General features: G+C 45.5%; 27 protein-coding genes. 15 read left to right on the forward strand and 12 right to left on the reverse strand.

Annotated features, from left to right (window positions below; genetic code table 11):
• Positions 1-156 precede the first annotated feature (156 nt).
• Complete coding sequence (locus NSQ68_RS03345) at positions 157-3456, reverse strand: DUF5695 domain-containing protein (protein ID WP_342427963.1); 3300 nt, start codon at positions 3454-3456, stop codon at positions 157-159.
• Positions 3457-3607: 151 nt separating this feature from the next.
• On the opposite strand from NSQ68_RS03345, the gene NSQ68_RS03350 reads away from it, so the two are divergent.
• Entirely contained in the window at positions 3608-4246 is a 639-nt protein-coding gene (locus tag NSQ68_RS03350; RefSeq protein ID WP_342427964.1) for a pentapeptide repeat-containing protein, read from the forward strand.
• A gap of 172 nt (positions 4247-4418) precedes the next feature.
• Here NSQ68_RS03350 and NSQ68_RS03355 read toward each other — a convergent pair whose 3' ends face one another.
• Both NSQ68_RS03355 and NSQ68_RS03360 read right to left on the reverse strand, forming a co-directional pair.
• Positions 4419-4847: a DUF1259 domain-containing protein gene (locus tag NSQ68_RS03355; protein ID WP_342427965.1), complete on the reverse strand. Its 429-nt coding sequence runs from the start codon at positions 4845-4847 to the stop codon at positions 4419-4421.
• 119 nt (positions 4848-4966) lie between these two features.
• On the reverse strand, positions 4967-6505 hold the full coding sequence (locus NSQ68_RS03360) for a PLP-dependent aminotransferase family protein (protein WP_342427966.1): 1539 nt from the start codon (positions 6503-6505) through the stop codon (positions 4967-4969).
• Positions 6506-6620: 115 nt separating this feature from the next.
• On the opposite strand from NSQ68_RS03360, the gene NSQ68_RS03365 reads away from it, so the two are divergent.
• The 8 genes from NSQ68_RS03365 to NSQ68_RS03400 all read left to right on the forward strand — a co-directional run bounded on the left by NSQ68_RS03365 (position 6621) and on the right by NSQ68_RS03400 (position 13141).
• A complete protein-coding gene (locus NSQ68_RS03365; RefSeq protein WP_342427967.1) occupies positions 6621-7232 on the forward strand; it encodes a pyridoxamine 5'-phosphate oxidase family protein in 612 nt (203 codons plus the stop codon).
• 252 nt (positions 7233-7484) lie between these two features.
• Positions 7485-8069 (forward strand): TetR/AcrR family transcriptional regulator, encoded by a 585-nt coding sequence (locus tag NSQ68_RS03370; RefSeq protein ID WP_342429058.1) that lies wholly within the window; start codon positions 7485-7487, stop codon positions 8067-8069.
• A 113-nt stretch (positions 8070-8182) separates the two neighbouring features.
• Entirely contained in the window at positions 8183-8284 is a 102-nt protein-coding gene (locus NSQ68_RS03375; RefSeq protein ID WP_014599460.1) for a hypothetical protein, read from the forward strand.
• A gap of 350 nt (positions 8285-8634) precedes the next feature.
• Positions 8635-9090, forward strand: a complete 456-nt coding sequence (locus NSQ68_RS03380) for a MerR family transcriptional regulator (protein WP_250243108.1) — start codon at positions 8635-8637, stop codon at positions 9088-9090.
• Between the two features lie 40 nt (positions 9091-9130).
• On the forward strand, positions 9131-10342 hold the full coding sequence (locus tag NSQ68_RS03385; protein WP_342427968.1) for an MFS transporter: 1212 nt from the start codon (positions 9131-9133) through the stop codon (positions 10340-10342).
• 27 nt (positions 10343-10369) lie between these two features.
• Positions 10370-10798 carry a universal stress protein gene (locus NSQ68_RS03390; RefSeq protein WP_307352388.1) on the forward strand — a complete coding sequence of 143 codons (429 nt, stop codon included), beginning with the start codon at positions 10370-10372 and terminating at the stop codon, positions 10796-10798.
• A 42-nt stretch (positions 10799-10840) separates the two neighbouring features.
• On the forward strand, positions 10841-12259 hold the full coding sequence (locus NSQ68_RS03395) for an aldehyde dehydrogenase family protein (RefSeq protein WP_342427969.1): 1419 nt from the start codon (positions 10841-10843) through the stop codon (positions 12257-12259).
• A gap of 426 nt (positions 12260-12685) precedes the next feature.
• Complete coding sequence (locus NSQ68_RS03400) at positions 12686-13141, forward strand: DinB family protein (protein WP_307352392.1); 456 nt, start codon at positions 12686-12688, stop codon at positions 13139-13141.
• 147 nt (positions 13142-13288) lie between these two features.
• Here NSQ68_RS03400 and NSQ68_RS03405 read toward each other — a convergent pair whose 3' ends face one another.
• The 4 genes from NSQ68_RS03405 to NSQ68_RS03420 form a co-directional block, all read right to left on the reverse strand.
• Positions 13289-14083 (reverse strand): SDR family oxidoreductase, encoded by a 795-nt coding sequence (locus NSQ68_RS03405; RefSeq protein WP_307352394.1) that lies wholly within the window; start codon positions 14081-14083, stop codon positions 13289-13291.
• 84 nt (positions 14084-14167) lie between these two features.
• Entirely contained in the window at positions 14168-14494 is a 327-nt protein-coding gene (locus NSQ68_RS03410) for a DUF1330 domain-containing protein (RefSeq protein WP_307352396.1), read from the reverse strand.
• An 18-nt stretch (positions 14495-14512) separates the two neighbouring features.
• A complete protein-coding gene (locus tag NSQ68_RS03415) occupies positions 14513-14863 on the reverse strand; it encodes a nuclear transport factor 2 family protein (protein WP_307352397.1) in 351 nt (116 codons plus the stop codon).
• An 88-nt stretch (positions 14864-14951) separates the two neighbouring features.
• Positions 14952-15863, reverse strand: coding sequence for a YafY family protein (locus NSQ68_RS03420; RefSeq protein WP_342427970.1), 912 nt, complete (start codon positions 15861-15863; stop codon positions 14952-14954).
• A 363-nt stretch (positions 15864-16226) separates the two neighbouring features.
• Between NSQ68_RS03420 and NSQ68_RS03425 the strand changes: the two genes are divergently transcribed.
• Positions 16227-16793 carry an NAD(P)H-dependent oxidoreductase gene (locus tag NSQ68_RS03425; RefSeq protein ID WP_342427971.1) on the forward strand — a complete coding sequence of 189 codons (567 nt, stop codon included), beginning with the start codon at positions 16227-16229 and terminating at the stop codon, positions 16791-16793.
• Between the two features lie 269 nt (positions 16794-17062).
• On the opposite strand, the gene NSQ68_RS03430 is transcribed toward NSQ68_RS03425, so the two are convergent.
• The 3 genes from NSQ68_RS03430 to NSQ68_RS03440 all read right to left on the reverse strand — a co-directional run bounded on the left by NSQ68_RS03430 (position 17063) and on the right by NSQ68_RS03440 (position 18988).
• Positions 17063-17569, reverse strand: coding sequence for a hypothetical protein (locus NSQ68_RS03430; RefSeq protein WP_342427972.1), 507 nt, complete (start codon positions 17567-17569; stop codon positions 17063-17065).
• Positions 17570-17956: 387 nt separating this feature from the next.
• The gene (locus tag NSQ68_RS03435; protein ID WP_029515828.1) at positions 17957-18421 is read right to left on the reverse strand and encodes an AbrB/MazE/SpoVT family DNA-binding domain-containing protein; all 465 of its coding nucleotides are present in this window, start codon (positions 18419-18421) and stop codon (positions 17957-17959) included.
• 345 nt (positions 18422-18766) lie between these two features.
• Entirely contained in the window at positions 18767-18988 is a 222-nt protein-coding gene (locus tag NSQ68_RS03440; RefSeq protein ID WP_342427973.1) for a hypothetical protein, read from the reverse strand.
• A 213-nt stretch (positions 18989-19201) separates the two neighbouring features.
• Here NSQ68_RS03440 and NSQ68_RS03445 point away from each other — a divergent pair, with 213 nt between their 5' ends.
• Together NSQ68_RS03445 and NSQ68_RS03450 are read left to right on the forward strand one after the other, a co-directional pair.
• Positions 19202-19573, forward strand: coding sequence for a MerR family transcriptional regulator (locus tag NSQ68_RS03445; protein WP_029515827.1), 372 nt, complete (start codon positions 19202-19204; stop codon positions 19571-19573).
• 263 nt (positions 19574-19836) lie between these two features.
• Positions 19837-20601, forward strand: coding sequence for a MerR family transcriptional regulator (locus NSQ68_RS03450; protein ID WP_342427974.1), 765 nt, complete (start codon positions 19837-19839; stop codon positions 20599-20601).
• 95 nt (positions 20602-20696) lie between these two features.
• Here NSQ68_RS03450 and NSQ68_RS03455 read toward each other — a convergent pair whose 3' ends face one another.
• Together NSQ68_RS03455 and NSQ68_RS03460 are read right to left on the reverse strand one after the other, a co-directional pair.
• Positions 20697-21173 (reverse strand): hypothetical protein, encoded by a 477-nt coding sequence (locus tag NSQ68_RS03455; protein ID WP_342427975.1) that lies wholly within the window; start codon positions 21171-21173, stop codon positions 20697-20699.
• A gap of 90 nt (positions 21174-21263) precedes the next feature.
• Positions 21264-21743 carry a GAF domain-containing protein gene (locus NSQ68_RS03460; RefSeq protein WP_342427976.1) on the reverse strand — a complete coding sequence of 160 codons (480 nt, stop codon included), beginning with the start codon at positions 21741-21743 and terminating at the stop codon, positions 21264-21266.
• A gap of 272 nt (positions 21744-22015) precedes the next feature.
• Here NSQ68_RS03460 and NSQ68_RS03465 point away from each other — a divergent pair, with 272 nt between their 5' ends.
• From NSQ68_RS03465 to NSQ68_RS03475, 3 genes are all read left to right on the forward strand, one after another.
• The gene (locus tag NSQ68_RS03465) at positions 22016-22321 is read left to right on the forward strand and encodes a hypothetical protein (RefSeq protein ID WP_307352412.1); all 306 of its coding nucleotides are present in this window, start codon (positions 22016-22018) and stop codon (positions 22319-22321) included.
• A 221-nt stretch (positions 22322-22542) separates the two neighbouring features.
• Complete coding sequence (locus tag NSQ68_RS03470; protein ID WP_342427977.1) at positions 22543-23139, forward strand: GNAT family protein; 597 nt, start codon at positions 22543-22545, stop codon at positions 23137-23139.
• Entirely contained in the window at positions 23123-23881 is a 759-nt protein-coding gene (locus tag NSQ68_RS03475) for an energy-coupling factor transporter transmembrane component T (RefSeq protein WP_342427978.1), read from the forward strand. The genes NSQ68_RS03470 and NSQ68_RS03475 overlap by 17 nt, the downstream gene beginning before the upstream one ends.
• The last annotated feature ends 20 nt before the right edge of the window (positions 23882-23901 follow it).

The following is a 23901-nucleotide window of genomic DNA, read 5'->3' on the forward strand; positions in this document are numbered from 1 at the left end:
CTTAACTTAAGAAATCCGGGGGTGGAGCTAATATAGCAAGAATTATTCACGATACCAATCATTTACGACGAAAATGATTCACGACACAAATGATTCACGGTACAAATCATTCACAATCTACAACGTTAACGGCATGAATGAATGCATAAATGTATTCTAATCTGCTTCTTCAGCATATGAACGGGCTCCCACATCATGGGCTGTAATGATGCTACTTGCCGAGGCCAAGCCCCGGATTTCCTGAGCGGTCAGGGCTCTGTTGTAAATGATCAGTTCATCCACTGCGCCGTTCAGATAGGGATCATCGAACTGGGATTTCCCAATATAGTTCCGGTTTGTCAGTCCAAGGCTGGAAGGCTTCAGCGTCATGTTCGTGTTACGCGTCGCCTCTACACCGTCCACATACATCATTCCAGTATTGCCTAACAAAGTCACGGCGACATGCTTCCAAACCCCTGTTGCCAGTTCCGGCGCATTCAACTGTTGTTCCTTTCCGTTCCCCGAGATAGTGATAGCGAAGCGCATACCAGTTCCCTCGGCCTTAGGTGTCAAAAACATATACCGATCCGTGCCTGCTCCAAAATCAAACAGGCGTGCCCAGCCGTTATGCGTGTTCACCCGTACCCACGCAGCAATCGTAAAGTCATTTAAGCTGCTAACGATACCGCCGGGCAGGCTGGCATAGGCGTCTGTACCGTTAAAGTGCAGGGCATTGCCTTTCCGTCCGGCTCCCCACGTGCCCCCACTTACATTGGCCTGCTGTCCATAACCTGAAGAATCGGCTGCGGTAGATCCGGCCATTTCGTCAAATTCATAACGGGCTACAATGTCTCCGACGGGAGACGGGTTGTCTGTACTCGACTGGATACGGATATCATAGTTGGCTGCCGTACCGATATTCATCCTGACCGTTGTCACAGAGCTATTAGCAGCCGTGACTGATCCGGTTTTGGTGCCGTCTACGAGCACGTCATACGTACCTGCCGCGAGTCCGGTCAAGCTCATAACGGTGGTATGAGTCGTGCCAGGGGTCATATTTTTCAGTGTCAGGCGGATGTTGTTCTTGGACTTGGACACGATGGCCAAGCTATATTGGTCTCGATTCAGCTCCACACTCAGCTTTTGGGTGATCAGATGCAGTCGTTGGAATACACCGTCCTTTGGAGTAATCGCGTAGCTGTTACTGCTTTCTGTAACATCACAGCCATAGCCGAACAAGCCGAATATTGGATCTACAGCCACATCCGAGCTTAGGATTTTAATGGCTCCAAACAGCCCCAGATCGGCTTCCCCGGACATGCCGCGCCATCCGTTAAAGAGGGGACCGCCGTCCAGACCGAGTGCGCCATAATTGCCCTTGCCCGCCTGATATGTCCACGATACCGCTCCGATGTTGGCAGGATCAGAGCTGATCTGTCCCGAGTTAATCGCCCCGATGTTCGCCAGCTTGGCGGCATAGGATAGACGCTGATCCACTTCAGGCTTGGACGAATAACGACGTGTCCAGTCATCCATCGCATAGCCTGCCAGTGAGGTGGTGTACTGGAAGTTCCACCAATTCTCTCCGGTAATGGTGACCGGATCGGCGTAATAGTACCAGACAGGCATATGACCGCGTGCAGCACGCGTTTTGGCGTTGATTTTGCTCATCATCGTCGTGTTGTTGTTCATTTTAGCGAGTGTATATACGGCTTCTTCGCCTGTATTGTCATAGTTATACTCAGAGCCATAAGGATAGGTGGTGTTTTTGAAATTGTTGTACTTGGTAGCCATTTTGGCAATCAGGTCGTTAGCCTCGGTGGTTAAGTCTTCTTCCTGAAGCGCTTTAATCATATCAGGTGTAGTTAGCTCACCCATGAGTCCCGTGTTCCAGTTATAAGCAACAGGGCCTTCATACAACGCTTTAAAAATACGATAAGCACGTAGCAAATATGTGTTTTTGCTATTGCGATAGCTGATCAGGTTGGGATACAGCTTGGCAAGTTTATACATGCTAAAAAACGTATTATAAATGTGCGGATAGGCATAGCCACGGTACGTTGGTGTCGTGTTAGGCTGCGGCATCAGGAAATCAGGAACCAAATAATCGGTATGATGGCCTTCCATCAAATTCGTCCAGATGGCCACCTCCAAATAATCATCGACTGCCTTGATCTCAGATGCCACGGGTTTCTGAACGTTTTTCTCCGCCAGAAACTGGCCGTGAGTTAGTCCCCAATCATCACCCCAGCCCCAGTAACCAGCAAAGCTGTTGCGTTTGGCCTTGTACTGCATCATCCAGTCATCAAAGACCTTGTCCCTCAGGTCGCCCGGCACGTTCCATTGGGTGCTGTTTACCATGAAGGTAGAGTGACGCTGAAGTGCAGCTTCGACTGGCTCGATGGCATAGAACTGGAGAACGGTTTTTTCGCCGTTACCATAGTTTACCGTAATATTGTTATGTCCCAGTCGTCCCAATGTAAGTTCATATATTTTATGGTTTGTAGGGGCTGTTTCCAGATAGCTGATGGTCGTTTCGGACGGATACTGCGCGGTGACAGAGGTGATGGATTTGCTGGTATGCAGATCGAACTTAGCCTTGAGATTCGTCGGGAAAATCATACCCGGAACCACGGTCACATCCACATGTCCCTCACTGTACAGCCTGTCCTTTACGGCCTGCTCGTCCGCTACCTTGTAAAATTTAAAGGCATACGTTTTGCTTTCACCAGGAGCCAGCGACAGACTGGTGCTTCCAAGATAGCCACGGTTGGTGCTCTTGATGACATTGGAGTGGATATAGAACACATTCAGTCCTTCGGACCAGCCCCCTTGCTCCATAGCCCATGTGCTGCCGGGATGCTCCTCAGTTCTCCAATGGTCCTGATATTCGAGGCTAGCCCCCGTTGAGGAATCAGGGATTAGTAGTACATACGGTCCGATGCCGCTAGGTCGTCCGGCAGTAATAAAGGAGCTGTTATGGCCTACAAAGGAGTGTGAGAGTACTCTGGTTTCATAAATTTGTTCATTATTGCCACCGGACCAGTACTCGTTAAACGGAAGTGGCAGTCCCCAATCTCCGATCTCCAGCGTTTGATTAGAGCTGTTCGTTACTTTCATTTGCCAGTGCAAATAATCGTTAACCAACGAATAAGTTTCATGTAAAATGAAATTACGTATTCCCTGATTGTTTGATGAATTCTGATAGGCCACCTGGACACTGTTTCCAGAAGAGGTGATCTGGCGCGCATCAGCAGAATTGCTTGTCCATGCCCGAGTCCACGCTCCGTTGCCGAGACGATAGGTGAACATAAGTTCACCCAGCCATTGATGATCCGACGTATTCTGTTTAGGTGCGTTGGAGCTGTTCATAACATAGTTGGTATTAAAAGTGTCCCCTACCAGTCGCAAGGAAGAGAGATCCCCGTAATCTCCGACAGAGATGGAGAACACTTGATTAGATAGCTGTACTGCCATGTTATCAACCTCCTAACAAAGGTTCGTGAGCGTGCTCACTACGTTAATATATGTGTGAGAAATACTTTTGCTACCCTATGTATGAGAATTGATAGAAAATAGATTCATATAGATGTCCTAGAGGGCTCTCAATGGTGGAGGTAGAGGTATTATGAAAATTAAAATGGAGTTGCCAAAGATCCCGGCCGACTTGCCTATATTAAATGAAGAAATGTATTCCTTACGCTCCAAAGACGAATATAGTATAGGGGCTGTAGAGGATATGATTTTGGATAATGTGGAAGCGGTTAAGGTTTCATTAGAGAAGATGACTTTTAAAAATGTAACGATCATGGAATCGTCATTGCCGGAAAGTGAATGGACAGACGTTATTTTTGATAAATGCGATCTGTCTAATATTAATTTTTCCGGTTCCTTTATCCATCGGGTAGAGTTCAAAAACTGTAAATTGCTTGGAATAGACTTTTCCAGAAGCAGACTCCAAAACGTTCGTTTTTCGGATTGCTTAGGGGATTATTCGATGTTTCGTTTTGCAAATTTTAAGCAGGTTGGTTTTGAGGATTGTTCTTTGATAAGTGCCGATCTGTATCATTTAACACTACAAAAAACTTTTTTTAACCGTTGCAATCTGGATCAAGCCACCCTGTCGGGGTCCAAGCTCAAGGGAATTGATCTCAGTGATTGCGAATTTGATGGATTACAAGTAGAGATAGAAGACTTGAATGGCTGCATCATTTCACCGCATCAGGCTTCATCATTTGTAGGGCTGTTGGGGCTCGTGATTAAATAAGGGGTTCCTCACTGATTTTTAATACGGTCTCATGCTTGGCCCATGCTGTTCCAAGCGGGCAGGCGGCAGGGGATCGTATAGTCGTTTGGTAGCAGCCAGCGCTTAGACTCCAAATTTCCGCCCATAACAAAAAAAGATCCGCTTTAGCGGATCTCTTGCATTTATTGATAGCTTATTTTTTTTTAATAACCGGCCGTACAGGCTTCGTTGTCAAGACATTAAGCGCGTCACGTACTTCTGTGGCGAAAACAAGCGGCTTTTCTACTTTTTCAAAGTGGATGTACCAAAGGTTGGGGTTATCGAATAGCCAGTGATTGTGCAGTGCCGTCACTTTGATATCATGTTTACGAAGTCGAGAAATAAACGGATTAATTTCTGCGGTCAGAATCACGGTTTCGCCAAGACATAATCCTTTTCCGTTACGGCCAATACTTTCGAAAGAAAAAGCTTGGGGGATTGCAAGAAAGGATCTGGCCCTTTTCCCCAAAATGATCGGCTTGATGTTATTTCTGACTGTAGATGCAGTACAAACTCCGTTAATGATTTGAGGTGTTGCTTTTAATATAGCGGCAAACTTTTTACAAAGCGGACTAATTGCCATTCCTTTCACTCCAATTCTTTTAAGTTACTAGCATCATATGAAAAAGTAAGGGAATGGAAAGGGCAAGTCTTCTTTATCGTTAGTCTAATTTGCTATATACAAAGTACGAATGTACCCTTTTAAAGCCTCAGCGTTGCTCCGTGATACTGATGTTTGATACTGTCCCAAGCCTGGCGCAGACGGTTACACCCTTCAATAATTTGTTGCTCCGTTAAATGGGCAAAGATAAAGCAGGCAGATGGAGGTCCCGGTGTCAGTTGGTAATCGGCGGCATCACGCCATGTGACTCCGTAAAACCGTGCTGTCTGCATCAAATGATGATACTGGGCAGACTCATGCTTCCAGATGGCATAGGCATGTAGCCCGCAATCGTTCTGATGCCAGTGAAACAGTTCATTCAACTGCTGTATTTCCCGCTGGAACACGTCGTAGCGTGATCTGTATATGCGAGTCATCCGACGCACATGGCGAACGTAGTCGCCGCGCATCATAAAACGTGCCAGTGCGCGCTGTTCCAAGCGGGCAGGCGGTAGGGGATCGTATAGTCGTTTGGCAGCTGTCAGCGCTTGGGCTAATTCAACGGGAAGGATTGCAAATCCGAGTCGAAGGCTGCTGAACATGCTTTTGGAAAAGGAGCCGACATAGATGACACATTCTGCGCGATCCAGTGCTTTTAACGGTTCAATGGGTCGTCCTGCCCAGCGGAATTCACTGTCATAATCGTCCTCAATGATCCACGCTCCCTTGGATGCTGCCCATTGCAAAATATGTTGACGGCGTGCTAATGGCAACACTGCACCGGTTGGAAACTGTCGTCCAGGCGTAACAAACAGCAATTTGGAATTCCAATCCTGTGGGACAATTCCGTGTTGATCTATTTCGGCAGCGAGTATCTGTCCGCCTGAGGCAGTAACTGCACGGTAGATGCCGGAATAACAGGGATTCTCCAATACAATTCGATCTTGTTCATGAATAAGCAACTGACTTAATAACGTTATTACTTCCATGGAACCACTGCATAATACGACTTGATCCGGGCTGGCCGTAATTCCGCGTGTTCTGCCAACATGATGGCAAATCGCTTCACGTAGCCATTCATCACCGCTCACTGGTGCAGTCGTCTCGTCAGCCGAGGGCTTTTGCAGATCTTTTCCAGCGGCAGTCAGTGCACTTTTCCATGCGATCTGTGAATTGCCCTCCAGTACAACTTCTCCTGCCTGAAAAGAAATCAAGGGCTGTTGCGTACGGTCTCTATCTGTAGCAGAAGCAGGAGACGGCTGTAAGTTTCGTTCCCTTTCGATCTGCATGATTCGTTGTCCCCATGCTGACAGAGTAGGGGGTTTTTGCTTGGCAACGGGTGGATTCTGATTCTGCTGGCCGATTTGAGATGGGTTTGGTAGCACCGCTGTCTGTTGCATAACAAAGGTTCCTCTGCCTACTGCCGAGTCTACATATCCTTCTGCCAACAGCATATCGTATGCTTCTTTAACACTCCCTCGCGAAATTCCATACATCACAGCCAGATCACGAGTGGAAGGCAGACGCGTACCACTGGCAAGGGAACCATTGAGGATTCCCTCACGAAGAGCATGATACAATGCCGAATATTTTAGATGATATTTTTGAAGCGCGCGCTGATAAGCAATCGTAATATCCATATTCTTCTCCTTCAATTGGGCCACTCATTTTCGTTCATATTGGGTCTTTTTATGAATCCATTTTCAACATAATCTGAAATGTATCATTGGTCAATAGATGGAAGGAGAGTTCACTATGAGAAGGAAAGAATTTGCGGTGGCAGAACTAGAGGAAATAGAGCAGTTTCTAAGCGAGGTCAGTTTCGGATTTTTAGGTATGAACAGCGAGGATGGTTTTCCGCGTGTGGTTCCCTTGAATTTCGCTTATGGAAATGGAGTTTTTTATATTCATGGCAGCCGTGCTGGAGAAAAGATGGAACGGATGAAAGAGGATAATCGGGTTACTTTTTCAGCCGCCAAAGAATATGCGCTCATTCCATCTTATTTCACGGATGAACATATGGCATGTCCGGCGACTTCATTTTTTAAAAGTGTTACCGTGCGTGGTCATGCGGAGCATGTAGTGGATTTGGAAGAAAAAGCATCGGCCTTCTCCATATTTATGAGTAAGCTGCAACCGGAAGGCGGGTATGACACGATTGATGCTAGTGATTCACGGTATGCTTCACGTTTGAAAGGGGTCGCTCTGATCAAAATTGTACCGGAGGAATGGACTGCCAAGTTTAAATTCGGTCAAAATGTCAAAGATCAGGAACGTCAGCAAATTATCGACGGCTTGCAACAACGGGGGCTGGATGATGATCTGACGACGATTGAGATGATGCGCAAATATTGTCCTCATCACTGATATATATCGAAAGTCAGGATTGTGCAAAACTCAAGTATAAATATTTGAATTCGGCTTAATAAATCCTGCTCGCTCACCATCAGATTGGTTAATTATACCTTGTAGGGAGATGCCCTTGATTTTCCAAAACTTTCGGTCCTTCTGTATTAGGACTTATGAAGGACAGGTATATATCATCCTCAAGCCCGTTGTTCTTACTGCAAAGGAACTTTATAATACGATAGATTTGTGGCGTAAGGGGGCAAGACCGTGATGGGAGCAGGAGTCAGAAGTCGGGAGAGTCGACGGTTGTTACTGGAAGCAGGGGCTGAAGAGTTCGCTCAGACGGGGTTTTATCAGACAAAGGTAAGTTCGATCGCGGCACGCGCAGGATTGACGCAACCGGATTTTTATATTCATTTTGAAAGCAAGGAACAGATGCATGATGAGCTTGTGGAGAGCTTTCGTACTTTGGTGAATGAAACGGTTCAAAGCATGAAGATAGGCCCGGATCAAAGCGAAGCTGAAATTTTGCAACGGGGACAAGTGTTTCTGGAAGCTATTTTTCGCGTGTTGTCTAATAATCCGGCGATCACTCGTGTCGGATTTTACCAGGCGGCAGACTCGGTGCGCATTAAGGCGGAAATGGCCGAGCATATCAAAAAGCATCTACTGGCGGCGCAACGATGGGGCTCCTGCCGTGAGGAACTGGACCCTGAACTGACAGCAGAATGCGTGATCGGCTTGATTGAACGGCTGACGTTAACGAAATTGCTGCCTGGACGTGAAAGTCCGTCTGTGCTTGCCAAGCAGGCACGAAACCTCCTCTATCACGGTATGCTCGGGTCTGAAGAATAACAGGACTGTACAACCCCAACCTAGATTTGGGCGGCAGGCGCGGCATTTGTCCCTATCATGGATGACGGCATAAGCATAAGATGCTTTTGTAAACCATGAAGGGAGGAATCAGCATGTCTGGAGTAGGCGCTGGTTATGGAGCTTTTACATCCACAGGAGCGATTCTGGTACTTTTCATTCTGCTCGTTATTATCTCCAAAGCATTCGTTATCTAATTCGTAGCTTATGAATCTGATTTCGGGCGATTTGTTGTAATCGACAGAGGGAGGAGGAACTTAAGATGGGTGAAGTAGAAAGAGGTTGCGGTGGTGGCGGCTACAACATGTTTACTTCCACTGGTGTTATTCTGGTACTCTTCATTTTGCTGGTTATCATCACACGTACCATTTTCATCTAAAGCTATATTCATGGGCTTGAGCGCCGATGCTTCGGGTCTATGACCGTGCTAGTCAAAACAGGAACCGTCTCCAATAGAGGCGGTTTCTTTTTATACCAAAGTTTACGTTGACGTTAACGTTATAGAGGCGTAGTATTTATATATAATCTTTTTCATAAGGTGGGTGTCATGGTTACGTATAAAATTGATGAGGTCGCCAAGCAAAGTGGTCTGACGAAGCGAACTATTCGTTATTATGAGGAAATCGGATTATTGCCCTCCCCGCAGCGCAGTGAAGGAAATATGCGCCTGTATACGCAGGAGGATGTGGATTTACTAAAAAAAATAGTGAGTGCCAAGGAAGTACTTGGATTCTCCTTGCAAGAGCTTCAGCGTTACATGTCCGCGGCGGAAATGCTCAAGGGACAGCGGGAGGAATATCGCGAGCGAACGGAGCATTTGCAACCGAACGAGCGACGGGCCATGTTGGAGGATATGGAAGGTACACTGAACGAACAGTTGGAATTAATGGAGGGAAAAATCAACAGCATCCGTTTGCTCCAGACTGAGTTGGAGGAGTTGCGGGTCAGGGTTCGTGAACGCAAAATCCTTTTGGATGAGGAACTTGATCGCGACCCATCATAGCAAGAACATTTACATTCAGATGTGGAGGTAACATCATATTATGAGTTCACAACATGCATTACCTGAAGAGTTAAAAGAACGCTCAGGCTTGCTGTCTCAGCCCAAAGCGGTATGGGCGGTCGCCTTTGCCTGTGTTATTTCATTTATGGGTCTGGGATTGGTCGATCCGATTCTTCCGGCCATTGCTGATCAGCTTCATGCTACGAAAAGCCAAGTGTCGTTGCTGTTCACCAGCTATAATCTGGTAACAGGCGTCGCGATGCTGATTACAGGCGTCGTATCTAGTCGATTGGGTGTCAAATGGACACTACTAACAGGGATTTTGTTTATTATTGTGTTTGCCGGACTGGGCGGCACGGCCAATACAGTTGGCGGAATTGTGGGTTACCGTGCAGGCTGGGGTTTGGGGAACGCTTTGTTTATCGCAACAGCGTTGTCTGCGATTGTTGGTCTGTCCACTTCTGGAACAGCTAAAGCAATTATTTTGTATGAAGCGGCATTGGGCCTAGGGATTTCAGTGGGTCCGTTGCTGGGCGGTGAGTTAGGTTCCATTTCCTGGCGCGGTCCATTTTTCGGTGTAGCCGGACTGATGGTAGTGGGATTTTTGTTCATTACGTTTATGCTGCCTTCGATTCCAAAGCCCCAAAAACGCGGTTCCATTGCCGATCCGTTCAAAGCGCTTAGTTATCCGGCTTTGCTCACGCTCGGCATTGTAGCATTGTTATATAACTTTGGATTTTTTACGTTGATGGCGTATTCTCCATATGTAATGCATCTGGACGAGCATGGTTTGGGTTATGTGTTTTTTGGCTGGGGAATTATGCTGGCCTTTACCTCGGTGTTTGTAGCACCGAAGATTCAAGCACGCTTGAGCGTGGTATCTTCCATTAGTATCATGCTGACGCTGTTTGCCATTGATTTAGGTGTTATGGCGATTGGGACGGTAGCCGGTTCGCCAACGACTGTCATTGTCGCCGTCATTGTAGCTGGTATTTTCCTGGGGATTAACAATACATTGATTACCACTGCTGTTATGCAGGCTGCTCCAGTGGAGCGCTCGACAGCATCTGCGGCCTACAGCTTTATGCGGTTTTTGGGCGGGGCCATTTCGCCGTGGCTTGCAGGGAAGCTGTCAGAGTGGTACTCAGCAGAAACCCCGTTTTATTTTGGAGCATTGATGGTACTGATTGGTGTAGCTGTGCTGGTCGTACGTCGTCGACATATGCAGGATATTCAGGTAGATGCACACTAACATTGAACTTCTGGGGAGGAAAAGAGGATGAGCAAATTCAAACAGATTCTGGTCGCGATTGATGGTTCGGAACATGCTATGAAGGCGTTGGAGACCGCCAAAACGTTGTCGAAGCAGCTTCAGGGGAATCCGCATCTGACTGTATTGCATGTAAACCCGGCTTTATCCATGAATGAGCCCCCGATTGGGGTTGATGTGGATGAGCGGATCGAAGAGGAAGGTCGTCATATCCTGGAACCTGCATCCGACTATTTAAAGGACGCGGACATCCCTTGCCGTATGTTGGCGGGTCATGGTAATCCGGCGAGTGTCATTTGTGAAATTGCAGATCAGGAAAAGGTGGATCTGATCATTATGGGAACACGGGGAAAAGGACTGGTTTCTGAAATGATACTGGGTAGCGTGAGCCATCATGTGATTCAGCATGCACCTTGTCCGGTGCTGACGGTAAAATAGATGGTAAGAGAGACGTTAATATAGAGAAAAGGAGGAAAAAGCATGCAGCAGCATTTATTTATTGGAGGAGAATGGAAGGCAGCTTCCTCGTACACGACGTTGAAATCACCGTATTCCGGTGAAATCATTGCTAAGGTGGCAGAGGCCACGCCAGAAGATGCCAAGGCTGCTATTCAGGCGGCCTCTGATGCACGCTCGGAGATGCGGTCCATGCCAGCGCACCAGCGGTCAGCCATTTTGGAGAAGCTGGCTGACCTGCTGGAAGAGCGGCGTGAGGATGCAGCGCGCATCATTGCACGCGAAGCGTCAAAACCATGGAAGGCTGCGCTGGCGGAGGTTGACCGGACGGTGCAAACCTACAAGTTCGCAGCTGAAGAAGCCAAACGGATTCACGGGGAAACCATTCCGCTGGATGCCGCACCAGGCGGCGAGGGCCGTATGGCCTACACGCTCAAAGAACCTGTCGGAGTAGTAGGCGCTATTACACCGTTTAACTTCCCGATGAATCTGGTTGCTCATAAAGTGGGTCCCGCGCTGGCAGCAGGCAATACGGTCGTATTAAAGCCTGCGGAGCAGACGCCGTTGTCGGCTTACTTGATTGCGGAGCTGCTGGAACAGGCCGGATTGCCTGCGGGCGCTCTTAACGTGATCAGCGGCGATGGCAAAACCATTGGCGACGTACTTGTCACTGATCCGCGCGTCAGCTATATCACCTTTACCGGTAGCCCGGCGGTCGGTACAGAAATTCGCTCCAAGGCTGGCTTGAAGCGAGTGACGCTGGAGCTGGGTTCCAACGCGGCCGTTATTATCGACCGTGATACGGATGTGGACGCGATCATCGACCGTTGTGTGAGTGGAGCCTTTGCCAATCAAGGGCAGGTGTGCATATCAGTTCAACGTATTTACGTTGTCGATGAACTGTATGATACCTTTGTATCCCGATTTATAGAAGCAACTCAACGTTTGAAAATTGGAGATCCGCTAGAGCCGGACACGGACGTATCCGCGCTTATTTCAGCCAAGGATGTCGAACGTGTCCGTGAATGGCTGGAAGAAGCGGTTCAAGTAGGTGCGAGAATCGCTCTGGGTGGTCAAGCCAAGGGAGGTATTTTGGAGCCGACGGTTTTGCTTAATGTGGACCCGACTTCCAAGGTATCCTGTCGTGAAGTGTTTGCCCCGCTTGTGCTGATTCATTCTGTTGGCTCTATAGATGAAGCCGTAAACCATGTGAATGATTCGATCTATGGCCTACAGGCGGGAATTTACACACGTAATATCACGACCGCGCTGGATGCAGCAGACAAGCTTGAGGTTGGCGGCGTGGTGATCAATGACATTCCAAGCTTCCGTGTCGACCATATGCCATATGGTGGTGTGAAGCAAAGTGGCACCGGACGCGAAGGCGTAAAATATGCCATGGAAGAAATGCTCGAGACAAAGCTGATCGTTATTAAACGGTAAGTAGTTATATAAAAGCCTATCTGATGGACATAGATAATACGTTTTGCGTATGTCTGCTCATTAGATAGGCTTTTTTGGCACCTTCTTCGTGATTGTCAGATGAAAATAAAGTGTTTTCTTATTGCTTAGATTAAGATAAGGCTCCTTTAAATCACTACATGCTACCCGCGAATGTTCTTTAATAAATATTTGAAAATGGAATATAGTGGATGATGGTGCAGCAACCAGAGTAGGCTTAATCTCCCATGTGCTTCCCAAAAGGGAGCGACAAGCCACTAATACCTTTGAAAATGCACGTTTCTCCTTGGAAGTGTTACAGCAACAAGGAATTCACCCCAAAAAGGTTGTTTTAGTTCATTCAAATGATTAAACTAACGGTTAACAGTAGGTTCAAGTAATCGATGAGATGAAGAGGGGGAAACCGAAATGAAGACGATCAAGTGTATGATGGACCACCTGTACTGGGCGGACGGACGCATCTTGGACGCGCTCGAGGAGAGTGAGACGAAGAACAAGGACCTTCTGAAGCTGGTTCGGCACGTCGCGATCGCGGAACGAGTCTGGCTGTCCCGATTGCAGGGTAAGGGTAGCGCGCAATATGTGTTGTGGGAGGAAGCGGAAGACCTGACGGCGATCCGGACGATGTTCGAAGAAAACGCCGAACAATATCGTGTCTATATCGAAGGGCTCGAGGAATCCGAGTTGGACGAGCTGATCGACTATGCGAACCAGAGCGGGGTTCCGTTCCGAACGTCCGTCCGGGACATCCTGTTGCAGGTCCTCCTACATGGGCAATATCACCGGGGACAGATCAACCGGGCACTTCGGATCGAATCGGCAGAGCCTGTCCAAGTCGATTACATCACGTTCACGAGGCTCTGAAAAGTTCCGCAATGAGAAGGAATGGAAACGCAGTAAAACGATGAAGTTTAACTCGGATAGTCAAGGAATTACAAAGTTTATCAGTGCCTTAGAAGATATTGATGATAGACTGAAAAATATTTGGATAAAGCATATTTAGCTTGAGTTTTAGACCGTTGGAACTGTTCCACCGTCAATATTATATTCACTTCCTGTAATAGAAGCGGCCCGGTCGGATACCAGAAAAGCAACAAGCTCAGCGACTTCTTCTGGTAGTCCTGGACGACCAATTGGAATTCCTCCCAACGAGTACATTAGTTGCTTTAATGCACTTTCTCGGTCACCTGTCGTCTCAGCAATCCGATCAATCAAACTTTGTGCTGCCTTCGTTTCGATAAAGCCTGGCGCAACTGTATTAATACGGATGCCTTGAGGCGAAAACTGCTTAGATAATCCTTTGCTGTAAGTAGTTAAAGCTGCTTTGGCCGCAGCATAAGCCAATGTTGCATCATATAGCGGCAAGCGACGCTGAATGGATGAAATATGAATAATAACACCGGCCCCCTTTTCAACCATAGCCGGCAGCAATCCACGGTCTAAACGGACAGCAGCAAACAGATTGGCGTTAAAAGTTTGCTGCCAATGCTCGTCTGTCAAGATAAGAGCTCCCCCAGATGGGGCTGATGAGCCTCCAACATTGTTGACAAGAATATCTACACCGCCTAGGCGCTCAAGAACACTGTTTACTACTTTATCTACACCTTCAGGCGTACTAATATCGGCTGGAATAAACAGGTCAGGATTTTCTAAATTAGCTGGAGTAGTTCGAGCCGTAGTTATTACGGTAGCACCTGCAGCCGTAAGTCTCTTAGCAATAGCCTCTCCCATTCCTTTGGTACCGCCTGTGACCAAAGCCTTTTTGCCTTTAAACTCACTTAAAATATTTTCTAATTGAAAACTCATGCAAATAATTCCTCCTGATTTTCACAATGTGGTTGAGAAATACCTCCAGGGATGTCCACTCCGAGTTCACTTGTCTTGCGAACCTTACAAACTAGCGACAATGACGCCCCGGTACCGCCCTCCGCGTAGTCGATGCTTTAGGGCTTTTTGATAGGCTGGACTAAAGTACCAAGCTTGTGCTTCCTCAAACGTGGGGAATTCCAGGATGGCCAAACCTTCAATATCGGGTCCTTCGAGGACCTGGTATGCGCCATACATTGCTAGGGGTTTGACGGAATATCCCGCCAAACCTGCCGGTGCCAACTGAGAATAGAGTTGGAGTTCAGTTTGATCGGTACTCTGTTCACGTATAAAAACAACATAAGCGGGCATATGCGTTTTCCCTTTCTTATTTTTTTCAGGATTTTGCAAAATCCTCTTTTAATTACTTTATGGGAGTGTAATGATCAGTTCTTTAATTTTATTGTTGTTTACTAGAAATTGATGTTTGAGTAGGAGTGGATCGGGAAGATTCGATTTATCAAAGTCTCCGTCTACTTTCACAGTTACGACGACGGTATTATTTGTGTCGTCCGTATCCACGATCTCGAAGGTGACATTCGGCCCCAATATTTCTGCTTCACACCATGATTTTATGGCTTCCATACCTTTGATTTCGTGATGATTATCCAAGATCAACGCATCTTTATCGAAAGCGGAAGTAAATGTTTCAAGCCGGGATTTGTTCGCTGATGTAAAGTAAGTTTCTACTGCTGGTGGCATGGGTCTATGTGGATTCATTGATTCTTCAACCTCCTATGGTGAGTATGTTGTGAGCGATAACTTCAAACTCATCATAGCAGTGATAATATGACTACATGGTGTCATATTATAGAAGATCATTTAAATTTCCTTTCATCGTTTCTAAATGAGACAATATTCTTGTACGTACTTGTTCGGGGCTAACCTTTATAAGGAGGGGACCAAAGGATAGCAGATAACTGTCCAGCCAATTGCCTAGAGGAAATTGTGCCGTGACGGTATAAGAGCCGTCTTCCTTCTGAGTAATTGTTTTCTCGGCAAATTCATCGTATACGCGGTAAGCACCTTGAGCAGAAATGTGAAGAGTTACTTCAATGGTATCAAGCAAATTGTTCATTTTTGTATCTGTAGATGCTACGACCGTTCTTGGCTCATAACTCATTTCGGAAACTGTAATCTCTTTCATTCGGCTAATCTTAAATACACGATGACTTTCGGTATTTAAACAGTAACCTTCCACATACCAGGATTTATCTTTAAACAATAGCTTGGCAGGTTCGACGCTACGATAACTCTGTTCCCCGGCGACGTTATAATAGCGGAACTTTATAACATGGTTTGTAATTATTGCGTTGCGTATGAGTGTAAATAGCTGTCTCTGACTGTTTTGGCTTCCCCATGGCGAAAAATCTACCTCGATCCAGTTACCCATGTCTTTTTTAAAAAGCCTACTCAATTTGTTCAGCACTTCTTCTACCTGTGGAATGGTAGCGGTGGCCACACTCTGAAGGGCCATTAAGATATCATCTTGTTCCTGCTCGGACAGTAAAGAGGTGTTAAAGACATAACCCTCCATCAATGATATTCCGCCCCCCTTGCCTCTACTGCTGTAGATGGGAATCCCAGCTGCGCTTAAGACATCTATGTCCCGATAAATGGTTCGTGTGGAAACCTCAAAATGTTCTGCCAATTCATCAGCAGTCACTTTTTTCTTATGGAGTAACATATAAACGATTTCAAAATGTCTGCTTAACGGCATACGCTTCACCTCTCTCGGTAGCATACACCTTATAACATGACATTATAAAGTCATATTAAGTGATTGTTTGACACCACACCCTAATGGACATCAAATGGGGGACCAATCTTTTATATAAAGTTGAACAAAAAGCACTTGCAAAGTAAAAAGGAATAAACTATACTGAGACCAATCATTAGTAATTGATCAATCACTAACTAAATTAACAAGCAACGGAGGTGATATTCATGAGTAGGATACCGCTCAAGTTTACTTAAACGTATCTTTATCGGAACTATGGATTGAGCATATTCAGTTAATTGAAGGTGTACGAAGTTAAGTAATTGATCAATCACTTACTTTAGAGCAAATGGAGGAAAAACAATGAAACATCTTATTATTTATGCACATCCATCTGAGGGAAGTTTTAATCATGCGATTTTGAACACAGCAGTCGAGGGGCTAAAGCAAAAAGGACATGATGTGGTTGTTCGTGATCTATATGCAATCAATTTTCAACCTGTGGTTAGCAGCAGCGAGGTCATTGGAGGCATTGGAGAAGATGTTGTACGGGAGCAGGAGTATTTGCAATGGGCAGAGGTAATCACCTTTATTTATCCTATTTGGTGGACGGGGATGCCAGCTATTATGAAGGGGTATATTGACCGCGTATTCTCCTACGGATTTGCTTATAAATATGTAAATGGAGTGCAGATGGGACTGCTCAAGGGAAAGAAGGCTATTATCCTCAATACGCAGGGAAAATCACGTGCGGAATATGCCAGCATTGGTATGGATCAAGCACTTCGCTTGACGTCCGACAAAGGCATATTTGAATATTGTGGACTTGATGTCATGTATCATCTATTTTTTGAGTCGGTACCCCAATCTGATGAAGATACGCGTAAAGAGTGGCTTAACCAGATTGCAGACATGGCTAGCAAATCTTAATATTTATGTTCAGAGCCAGTGGCTAACCCAAAAGACATCGCGTGCATTTGCAGGCGACGCCTTTTGGTTGGTCCAATATTGAATGTCACTTCAGTAGTGGTCGCGAAATGTGGTTGTAACGGCCCCATCGAACGATGAGAAGAATGTTTAGACAAGGTGTGTATCTCTCCTTTAAATTGAATTTTGCAACATCATATGTGCAAACAACGTACTCGTTGGAATGGGCAATGTTGCTACAAATCGAGATAAATGCATCTTAGAGAATTTAGCTAATCAATTGAAACAATTTGCCATGCCCCATCTTTATCTTTTTCAAAGTAAAAGGTATATCGTATATCGGATGAATATCCTTCTTCATTATTCAGCCGTTCCCCTACAACGGGTATCAATGTCCGATTATTTTCTTTTATAGCTTCAGCAATACCAGTAAACTTCACCGGATGATCGAAGAGGTAATCGTGACCTGTTCCAACGTCTGGACCGAGCGCAGAATGGAATTGTTCCAAATCTTTTGACACGAAGGCAGCTATAACTGCTTTGAGTTTTGTTATCATGGCATCTTCAATTAGAGGATCTTTAACATCATTCCATTTGATCTCGTCTAAGCTTTGCAGGGCGGCTGGTTGATCTGTTCCTTCTTTTACTACCGTTTCTGAGGTTGTTGGTACTGTTTCATTGGTAGATGTATCTGTTGTTTCCTGCTTTCCACAACCAGCAAACACACTTACACTTACGGAAAGTATAAGAATAGAAATAATTTGAGCAGGTTTGTTCATATTAGATTCACACATCCTTTCTCTTTCTATAAAACGAATACTATTTTTTTTATGAGGAGAAGATGTAATGAAATGACGAAAGCCGACGAAATGGAAAAGTATAGGGTGTTTTACTACAGAAAAATGAATAAATAAATGAAATGACCTTCTCTAATTAAAGAAGGTCATTTTTTAATTCTGGAACCATTATTAAATGCAGCACTGCCTTCTGCTTATAGGCGTTTTTCGCTTGTAAGTCATTCAGTGGGTCTTTATACCTGGTTTGGAATTTTCGCATGGACGTTTTTGCATTTTGTCGGTTAGCTATGATGCTGCGTATCACGGTTCAAAAGTTGCTGTACATGATGAAATCACTGGTGTATATCTATGTAGGGTATCAAGCTGTGGTTATAGCATTTTTTTGAGCTGGGATATACGGGCTTGGGAAACCTCAAGTATTTTGGCATATTCGTGCTGTGCTGCATTGGGGTGTTTTTGCATTAATTCTTTTAGACTTTCGATCATCTGTTGTGTCGATCGCCGCAGACGTTTGGACTCTTTATTAGATCGTTGTGAGTTGGATAAAGCTGATTTGGCTGGTCTTAGGACTGGGCTGAAATTTACCCCCTTCTTTAAACTCTCAATACATTCCCCGCAAATAAAGCTGTCTCTAAAATAAGTTAATTGTTCTGTTGAACCACACATTTTACACGTCACCCCAGTATATTTTCGAAAGGCGAGAATACCGGTTTCCTCATCTGCAAAAATCTCAACAGGATCACCCACATTATAATCCATGGAAATTCGCATTTCTTTGGGAATAACGATACGGCCTAGCGCATCTAGGGGACGTGTCATACCTGTACTTTTCAAATGATAACCTCCTTTTTTTATATCCTTATAATACTAAATAGTTATGATAAAAAAGAATAGGCTTAGAGAAGCAATCGCATATATTTAGTAAACTGTTGAAAAGTATACAAGTAATTACCAAAATATGTTTATTTATTAAGAGGGAGGTGTGAGGAGATTATAAAAAATTTCCGATATATATTCATAAAGTATATTCTAGTTGACAATGGAATTTTTAGTGATACGGGATAAGGAGCAAGATGTGGTGGTAATCGATTCCCATGCTGTATGAGGTGGCGTTTGGTGTGTACGATTGGACGCAATATAAGGCGGTGGGGTATTAACTCGATTAGCACGTGAAGGTCTTCAGACCGACCAGATTGTGGACGATATATCAGCCATGTTGACGATTTTCGTTATGAGGCACAAATACCCACGTTCTATTTTCTGTCCGGACTGACGGGCAATAAGAAGGTTGCCTAGCTGCTGCAAAGGCATTTTCTTGAGAATATCGAATACGATCCGATTGATGCCTTTGATATTTTCGAGAATTTGTACCATTGTTCGCCGGATGTTGCCATGAGGCATGCCGATTTTCTCAAGGCAATTGCCCGCGGTGAAGGCCTAGAAGGCCGTTCCCCCTTGCTGGATGGAGCTATAGGGACTACCGATGAGAATGGCAAGCAAGAGTACCACAGACGAATATAGGAATTTTGATTTTGCACTCTTTACTATGAAAACTTATACTTATCGTTAAAGCTGACTTGAAGAGAAAATATAAGAATGAGGAGGGGAATAACCATGTACTCCATTAAAGAAGTTCAAATCAAGAGCGGATTGCCCGCATCTACCCTTCGTTATTATGAAAAAGAAGGTATATTACCTGATGTCGGTCGGGATGAAGGTGGAAGAAGGGTATATACCGAAAAACAAATCGATTGGATCAGGTTCCTTATGGCTATGAAAGATACAGGGATGACCATTGAAGAAATTAAGGCGTACCTTGAGCTAAATGTTAAAGGAGAAGCCACAATTCAAGAGAGAAGAGATTTCCTTGTAGCCCACAAAAAGAAAGTGGAAGAACATGTGGCACAAACGCAGCACAATTTGGAGAAAATTATTCAAAAGATAGCTTTTTATGATCGTGTGGTTATGGGAAAAAGCCTCTCTTAGGTATCGTTTGATCTGTAAATAGTGGTTAAGTCAAATCGAATATATGGAGCCCCCGGCATATTTGAAAATACGCGTTGGAGGGCTTTTTTACATAGTTATCTAAAGATGCCGATTGTAGGTCGCAAGTATGAAAAATGGTTGGCAAATGAGCGGTTCACAATGCGCTTATAGGGTAAAAGTGTAGTACCAAGGTGGGAAAGTGAGGGCGTTGACTCTCACGCCACGTGAGACTGTAGACTGTCAAGCAAGGGAGGTGAAGCGGAATGGCTTATACGGTGAAGGAAGTATCTAATCTGTCGGGAATCAGCGTACGAACCTTGCATTATTATGATGAAATAGGATTGCTGAAACCGCATCATATTGGGAGTAATGGATATCGCTATTACGAACAGGAACAACTGTTGAGGCTTCAGCAAATCATGGTATATAGGGAACTGGATTTGCCTTTATCTGAAATTGGAAATGTGCTGGAGCAAACCAAGGAACAAAAGGCCGAGGTTTTGCAAGAGCATCGAGCCAAGGTCGAGGCCAAAGTCTTCCGCTTGCATACTCTCCTACAAACCATCGATGAAACGGTGGCTCATTTGAAAGGGGAACAAGCAATGAAACCAGAGCAAATGTACCAAGGGTTTAACCCGGAAAAGCAGAAAATGTATGAACGTGATTTGACAGACCGTTATGGTCAAGAGGCTCAGGAAACAATTCAGGAGAGCAAGACGGCGACGAAGAACTGGAGCAAAGAGGATTATTTGGATTCGCAGGCAGAGGCTGACCAGATTCATCGGCGGCTGGCTGAAGCCATGAATAAAGGATTGAAACATAATAGTGAAGAAGTACAGGCGCTGATCCGCCGTCATCTTCAATGGGTAAGCCGATTTTATACTCCTACCGCAGAAATTTATAGCGGGCTGGGAGACTTGTATGTCGAGCATGAGGATTTCAATAAAATGTATGAAGGCTACCGCCCCGGGCTGGCTGAGTATTTGCGAGACGGAATGAAGGTGCTGGCCGAACGGGAATTAAACTAGCACCAGCTGATGAAAGGGCTTAAATGATATGAAAAAGAGGTGAACAACAAGCCGATTTGACGACCTGCTGTTCACCCTTTTTTGTGTAAAACTGCTTACATGCTGCTTGGTACTGTTCTCATGCCTTGCTGACTGCTGTTTCCGAACTGCTGCATGTTACCACTGCCTGCAAAATGCTGTCCGGTCGTTCCCATATGTTGCGGAAAGCTGTGATTCATGTGGCTTCCTGCACTAAAGGTGGATGGTTGCATACTACGGGAAGCATAATTATCGCCAAATCCAGGCTGAGTCATTTGGCTGCTCGAGCGGATAGTGTTTTCCAGCTGACTACACAGTTGAATCACTTGTTGGTATTGTTGCATAGCTTTTTGGTGGTCCTGGATTGCGGTTTGGATCATTTGAGCTGCATTACGTTCACGTTGCACCAGGCTTTCAAGGCTGGATGCATTTTGTTGCTCTTGTTGCAGCAACTGCTGATACATGGCGGTTCCTTGCTGTGTTTGTTGTGCCAATTGCTGAATAATTTGTTCACATTGATGAAGTTGTTGTTGTGGAGCCATGTTGTTGAACATTGATCATCAATCTCCTTCGCCGGATAGTTTTGGGTTTCAGACCCTCCTATATTGTGGCGAAGGATGACGATATATATGCGCTATTTTTGGTTATAGGTTGGCTACCAGAATAGCCGTAAATTCCTCTAGGAATACACAATCTTCGTGATCAAAGCGACCTTTTAGTGGGCTGTCAATGTCCAGCACTCCAATCAGCTCCCCATTCTTGACAAGGGGGATAACGATTTCACTATTGGAAGCAGCGTCACAGGCAATATGTCCTGGAAACGCATGTACATCATCTATAACAAGCGTTCGTTGTTCTGCTGCTGCGGTACCGCATACGCCACGTCCCAATGGAATCCGTATACATGCAGGTAAGCCCTGGAAAGGACCAAGTACAAGCTCAGTGCCATCATAAAGATAGAAACCGCCCCAGTTAATATTTGGAAGGAAGTGACCAAGTAATGCTGAAGCATTTGCCAGATTAGCAATGGTATTGGATTCATCATGAATAAGTGCCCGGAGTTGTCCGAGAACTGATTCGAATTGTTCATGACGTGTGCCTTCGTAAGGTATAGTTTGAAACATGTAGAGTTCACGCTCCTAACATTAAATTTTCACATGAAGTGTTGTATATATCGCCAAAAATAGGTAATTATGCAATTCGCTTTTACCATTGGTTAATTAATTTAAGATATAACGATTGTATATATTCAGTCAAGTGGAAAACTATACGTTTTAGCGTGGCAAACATTATCGAAAGTAATTCAGCAAGGGTTGCCCTCATCTGTTTCCAGTTTATCCTCTATGGGTAAAAACAGTGTAACATAATTGGCCTAGGCCAGGGAGGAGTTACAATTATGCATGCAGATGTTCAGAACTTGTTTATCCGTATACAGATGCTTTCTTATGCACATCAGAACGATCTCACGATAAGAGATATTCAACCTGTGTTGGAAGAGCGCGGTTACCGTGTAGGAGAACGTGAGGTCAAGCAGGAGCTTGAAAACCTGACGCAGGAAAACTTTCTGACACCGCATGATGATATGTACAGCATTACCGGTGCAGGGATCGATGAATTACAGGAAATTCAGTCGATGCTGGGCGTACTGTACAAGGATGTTGTGAAGAAACCGACACGCACCACTACCCGTGTCTCTTCTTAAAGGCTTAGATGCTCAATACTTTTGATTCGGAAGACAAGCTCTCAAACGGTTTAATCTCTTATAAAATAGAAGATGCCCTTCTAATTCCTAATCCTAGGAACAGGAGGGCTATTTCTATATATAAGCTTCTCAGCTTTAAATAAGGTTGTGTTTGTTGAAGGTATATGCTTAAATGTAGCGTATATTTATTGTCATTTTAAATGCTGGAAGGATGATTGAACATGTGTGCATATGCATGTAAGGGGCATATACCACCGCTGGAAAGTCCGCGTCTTCGGCTGCGAAGAATGGAAAGCGGAGATGCGGCTACGATGTTCGCTTGCTGGTCTGACCCGGAGGTTCACCGTTATATGAACCTTTCTGGTATGTCAGGACGTGAGGACGCAGAGGATATGATTGAGCTGTTGAATGAGCTGGCGAAGACGGAGGATGCGCTGCGCTGGGGAATAGAGCTGAAGGAGAACGGGAAGTTGATTGGAAGCTGTGGTTTTAATTATTGGCAGACAGAGGGAGCTTATAAAGCTGAGATTGGTTACGAGATAGCCAAGCCTTATTGGCGACAGGGTTACATGACCGAGGCGCTACGCTTGGTACTGCCATTCGGGTATAACACGATTCGGTTGAATCGGATCGAAGCGCTAGTGGACCCGCGCAATACAGGCTCGCAAGCTCTGCTGTCCTCGATGGGCTGGACACAGGAAGGACTGTTGCGGCAGGTACAGCATACATCTACAGGCTTTAAGGATATGATGATGTATTCTTTGCTGCACGAAGAATGGCTCAGACTGGAGGCACAACGAAATGCTGTTTCAGTATAACGGCGGTTCATCGCCGCTGCACAGGCTAGGGCCGTTAAGTAAGCTAATATGGGTGGGATGCTTTAGCCTCCTGTCGATGGTTTGGGATTCGACGCTGCGGGAAGCAGTTCTCTTGGCTGCACTGATTGCTGTGGCTGGCTTGGGCGCACGTTTGACCTTAGCACGCCAGCTTCGGGCTATGTCATTCCTGATTGGGTTAGGCATCCCGTATTTTATACTGTCTATCCTAGCGATTCGAGAAGGACATACCGTGGCTTCATGGGGACCCATTGTGATTACAGCAGAGGGACTGGACATCGCAGGGGCGTTAACGTTGCGGATTTTTGTGTTGTTTTTGGCATCTTATATCTATCTCTCGACGACCGATCCCCGAGATTTTGTGCAGGCATTGAATCTGCGCTTGCGTGTTCCTTATCGGTTTGCGTTCGGTATTTCAGTGGCACTGACGTTTCTCCCCTTATTGGAAGAAGAAGGGCGAACCATTATGGCAGCACGGCGTGTTCGTGGACAGGAACCACCACGAGGGTGGAGCCATCGGTTATCATGGTGGAGCGGGTATGCGGCTGCCGTGTTGGTGAATGCTGTAAGACGGGTTCAGCAGACGGCGCTGGCTATGGAGGGCAAAGGTTTCGGTGCTTATGCGGAACGGACCTATCTTCGTACACTGAAGAATGGGCGTTTAGGAAACTTATGTGCTGTGACTGCTGTAGTAGCTACGGCTGTTTTAGGGTGGAGCTTATAAAGTGAAGCCTCTTATTTTTG

This window comes from Paenibacillus sp. FSL L8-0158, from assembly GCF_038592965.1.
Lineage (GTDB): Bacteria > Bacillota > Bacilli > Paenibacillales > Paenibacillaceae > Paenibacillus > Paenibacillus polymyxa_D.